The 5164-nt window shown below is 68.3% G+C and carries 1 protein-coding gene; it reads right to left on the minus strand.

Annotated features, from left to right (window positions below; all coding sequences use genetic code 11):
* Nucleotides 1–5164 (minus strand): beta-ketoacyl synthase N-terminal-like domain-containing protein (locus ACIQNG_RS39030; RefSeq protein WP_401492002.1); only part of this gene is annotated, 5164 nt, incomplete at both ends.

Below are 5164 nucleotides of genomic sequence, written 5' to 3' on the forward strand. Positions count from 1 at the left end.
TGATGTGGTGGTGGGTGATGAGGTGGTGGGCGGTGAGGGTGGCGAGTCCTCCGGTGCCGCCGGTGATGAGGACGGTGCCTTGTGGGTTGAGGGGTCGTGCCGTGGGACTGGTTGTGGTGGGGGTCGATCGGGTGAGGCGGGGGTTGAGGAGTTGGCCTTGGCGGTGGGCGAGTTGGGGTTCGCCGGTGGCGAGGGCGTTGGTGAGGTATGAGGTGTCGGTTGGGTTGTCGGTGTCGATGAGGTGGATGCGGTTCGGGTGTTCGTTCTGTGCGGTGCGGGTCAGGCCCCAGAGGGGGGCGTGGGCCAGGTGGATGTCTTCCGTGGGGCTGGTGGCTACTGCGCCCTGGGTGAGGATGATGAGGCGGCGGTTGGTGTCGTCGTTGGTGGACAGCCATTGCTGGAGGTGCTGGAGGAGGGTCTCGGTCGCGGTGTGTGCGGCCTGAGGGTCGTCCTCGGGGTAGATGTCGGGCTGGTAGACGTCGACTTCGGCGAGGTCGACGGGCTGGGTGCCTGGCTCGGCGGGTTTCCAGGTGAGGTGGAAGAGGCTGTTGCGGGTGTTCGTGTCGGGGGTTTTGTGGAGTGTGGTGGGGTCGATGGGGCGGGTGGCGAGGGTGTTGACGGTGGCGACGGGTGTGCCGGTGGGGTCCCAGGCCCGGACGGTGATGTCGTTGTCGGTGGTGGTGAGGGTGACGCGGAGGTGGGTGGCTCCGGTGGCGTGGATGGTGACGCCGGTCCAGGCGAACGGGAGTCGTACGTCACTGTGCGTGCTGCTGTTGGTGGTGGCGAGGGGGTGGAGGGCTGCGTCGAGGAGGGCTGGGTGGATGGTGTGTCCGGTGGGGTCGGTGTCTTCGGGCAGGGTGACTTCGGCGTGGAGGGTGCCGTCGTTTCGGGTCCAGACCGCGGTGACGCCTTGGAAGGTGGGGCCGTACTCGTAGCCATTGGTGGCTAGTTGGTCGTAGAGGGTGGAGGCGTCGACCGGTTGTGCCCCGGTGGGTGGCCACTGGGTGAGGGGCTGGGCGTGTTCCTCCGTGGTGGTGAGGGTGCCGGTGGCGTGGCAGGTCCACTCGGAGTCGGAACCGTCTCGTTCGTGGGTGTGGGGGCGGGAGTGGATGGTGACGCGCCAGGTGTCGGCGTCGGCGTCGGTGTCGGGAGTCGTGGTGACTTGGAGATCACTGCTGGTCGAGTCATCCAGGACGAAGGGGGTGTGGAGGGTGAGTTCTTCGAGGTGTGTTGCGCCGCTGGTGTGGTCTCCGGCGTGGAGGGCGAGGTCGACGAGGGCGGTTCCGGGGAGGAGGACGGTTCCGGCGACGGCGTGGTCGGCGAGCCAGGGGTGGGTCTTGAGGCCGACGCGGCCGGACAGGACGGTGCTGTTCGAGTCGGCGAGTTGTGTCGCGGTGCTGAGGAGGGGGTGTTCGGTGGTGTTGAGTCCGAGGTCGTTGGCGTTGGTGAGCTGGGTGGGGGTGTGGAGCCAGTAGGGCTGGTGTTGGAAGGGGTAGGTGGGAAGGTCGGTGTCTTGGAGGGGTGTGGTCGGCAGGTGCTGGGACAGGTCGATGGTGTGGTGGTGGGTGTGGAGGGTGGTGAGGGTGGTGAGGAGTCGGGCGGTGGTGTCGTGGTGGCGGGTGAGGGTGGGGTGGTGGTGGGCGTCGGCGGGGTGTGTGCCGAGGGTGTCGGTGAGGGCTGCGGCGAGTACGGGGTGGGGGCTGGTCTCGATGACGGTGTGGTGGCCGTCGTCCAGGAGCTTGAGTGCAGTCTCGTGGAAGTGGACGGGGTGACGCAGGTTGTCGATCCAGTAGGTGGCGTCCAGGGGCCGGTCTTCGGGCAGGAGGCCGCCGGTGTGGGTGGAGTAGAAGGGGATGGTGGGTGTGGTGGGCTGGATGCGGGCGCGCTCGGTGAGATCGGTGAGGATCGTTTCCCGTAGTGCTTCGACGGCCGGGGTGTGGGAGGCGTAGTCGACGGAGATCAGCCGTGCCCTGACACCACGCTGCTGGTGGCTCTCCACCAGTGCTGTCAGCGTGGTGGTGTCGCCGGCGAGGATGGTGGTGGCGGGTCCGTTGACGGCGGCCAGGTGGACGCCGTCGGGGAGTTCGGTGAGTGCGTCTGCGGGGAGCGGGAAGGACGCCATGGTTCCTGTTCCGGCGAGCCGGCGCAGGGCCTGGGCGCGCAGGGTGACCACCGCGATGGCGTCGGGCAGGGTGAGTGCGCCGGCGATGTGGGCGGCGGCGATCTCGCCCTGGGAGTGTCCGATGACCGCGTCCGGCCGCACACCGTAGTGTTCCAGGAGCCGGGCGATGCCGGTCATGACCGCGAAGAGGGCCGGTTGGACCACTTCCACCCTGGCCAGGGCGTCTTCGTTGTCGCTGGTGAGGGTGTCGAGGAGGTTCCAGTCGCACCAGCGGGACAGTTCTTCCTGGCAGGCGGCCAGGTGCGCGGCGAAGAGCGGCTCCTCGGCGGCGAGCCGTCGTCCCATACCGGCCCACTGCGAGCCCTGGCCGGGGAACACGAACGCGGTTTTACCGGGTGCGGTGGTGCCGGGGCCGACGACGAGGGCGGGATGACCGCTGCCCTCCGCCAACGCCGTCAACGCGGCACGCAGCTCATCGCTGTTGTCCGTGACGATCCCTGCGCGCTGCTCGAATGTGGCCCGACCATGCCACAGGTGGCTGGCCAGGGGGCCTACCTCAACGTCAGAGCGGGTTTCGAGGTAGGTGGCCAGTTGGTGGGCGGTTTCGGCGAGGGCTTGCGGGGTTCGTGCGGAGACGACCACCGGCACCGGGCGTGACAGCTCCTGCGGCCGTTCATCCGAGGGACCAGTGGGCTGCGCGGGAGCGGGAGACTCGGCCTCCAGAATGAGGTGCGCGTTTGTGCCGCTCATACCGAAGGAAGAGACGGCGGCACGGCGGGGGCGGCCGGTCTCTGGCCACGGCTGAGGCTCCGTCAGGAGCGCGATGTGGCCGGTCTCCCAGTCGACATGGGTCGACGGCCGGTCGACGTGCAGGGTGGGCGGCAGTGTTCCGTGGCGCATGGCTTCGATCATCTTGATGACGCCTGCGACGCCGGCGGCGGCTTGGGTGTGGCCGATGTTGGACTTGATGGAGCCGAGCCAGAGGGGTGTGTCGGTGGTGTGGGCCTGGCCGTAGGTGGCGAGGAGGGCTTGTGCCTCGATGGGGTCGCCGAGGGTGGTGCCGGTGCCGTGGGCTTCTACGGCGTCGATCTGGTCGGCGGTCAACTGGGCATTGGCGAGGGCCTGTTCGATGACTCGCTGCTGGGAGGGTCCGTTGGGCGCGGTCAGGCCGTTGGACGCACCGTCCTGGTTGACCGCAGAGCCCCGTACCGTGGCGAGGACCGGGTGGCCGTTACGGCGAGCGTCGGAGAGGCGTTCGAGGAGGACGAGTCCAACGCCTTCTCCCCAGCCGGTGCCGTCGGCGGCGTCGGCGAAGGGCTTGCAGCGGCCGTCGGGAGCCAGTCCGCGCTGACGGGAGAAGACCTGGAAGGTGCCCGGCGTGGCCATGATGGTGGCACCACCCGCCAGAGCCATGTCGCACTCACCGTTGCGCAGCGCCTGAGCCGCCAGGTGCAGAGCGACCAGGGATGAGGAGCAGGCCGTGTCGACCGTCATGGCCGGGCCTTCGAGACCGAACGTGTACGCGACCCGACCCGAGGCGATGCTCCCGGAGCCGCCTGTGGCGAAGTAGCCCTCCAGATGATCCGGCGCGCCGTGCATCCGCATCAGATAGTCCTGCGAGATGACGCCGGCGAAGACCCCGGTGTTGCTGCCGTTGAGGGTGGTGGGGTTGATTCCGGCGTGTTCGAAGGCTTCCCAGGCGGTTTCTAGGAGGAGGCGTTGTTGGGGGTCGGTGGCGAGGGCTTCGCGGGGGTTCATGCGGAAGAACTCCGCGTCGAACTCGCCCGCGTCATACAGGAACGACCCCTTGCGGGTGTACATCTTGCCCGGGGCGTCCGGGTCCGGGTCGAACAGGGCGTCGAGGTCCCAGCCACGGTTGTCGGGCAGGTCACCGAGCGTCTCGCCACCCTCGGCGACGAGCCTCCAGAGATCCTCGGGCCGCCTCACTCCTCCGGGATAGCGGCAGGCCATCGAGACGATCACGATCGGATCGTCATCCATCGCCGCCGACACAGCCTTCGGTGACCGCGCTTGCGGCTGCTGGTCCAGGAGCTGGGCTCGCAGGTGTGCGGCGAGCGCGATGAACGTCGGGTGATCGAAGACCAGGGTGGACGGGAGCTGGAGCGCGGTTGCGTTGGTGAGGCGGTTGCGGAGTTCGACGGCGGTGAGGGAGTCGAAACCGAGGTCCTTGAAAGGCCGCTGCGGATCGATCGTCTCAGGTCGGTTGTGGCCGAGGACGGCAGCGGCGTTGCTGCGGACCAGGTCGAGCAGAAGGCGCTGCTGTTCCGGTTCACCCAGGGCGGCCAGTTGCTGAGCCAGCCCCGAGCGCTGCACCGCGCTCGCTCCGGCCGCTGTCCCGCGACGCCCCGAAGCCGGAACGAGATCCCGGAGCAACGCCGGCACGTCGGTGCTTCGGCGAAGACTCGCCGGTTCGATCGGCATGCAGACCAGGGAGGCTTCCGCACGCTTCTCGATCGCGACATCGAGGAGTTGTAGGCCCTGTTCTGTGGTGAGTGCGGTGTTGTTGTGGGTGGGGGTGTGGGTGAGGTGGGCGGTGAGGTTGGTGGTGTGTTTCCAGTAGCCCCAGGCGAGGCTGGTGGCGGGTTGGCCGTGGTGGTGGCGGTGGTGGGCGAGTGCGTCGAGGTAGGTGTTGGCGGCGGCGTAGTTGGCTTGGCCGGGGTTGCCGAGGGTGCCTGCGGCGGAGGAGTAGAGGATGAAGGCGGCGAGGTCGAGATGGCTTGTCGCTTGGTGGAGGTTCCAGGCGGCGTCGATCTTGGGGGCGAGGACGGGGTGGAGGCGGTCGGGGGTGAGGCTGGTGAGGGTGGTGTCGTCCAGGGTGCCTGCGGTGTGGATGACTGCGGTGAGGGGGTGTTCTGCCGGTATGGAGGTGATGAGGTCGGTGACGGCTTGGGGGTTGGTGGTGTCGCAGGCGGTGAGGGTGATGTGTGCGCCGAGGTTTTCGAGTTCGGTTTGGAGTTGGGTGTGTTGGGGTGCGGTGCGTGAGGCGAGGTGGAGGTGGGTGATGTGGTGGTGGGTGATGAG

Origin of the sequence: Streptomyces sp. NPDC091377, from assembly GCF_044757045.1 — a bacterium.
Taxonomy (GTDB): Bacteria; Actinomycetota; Actinomycetes; order Streptomycetales; family Streptomycetaceae; genus Streptomyces.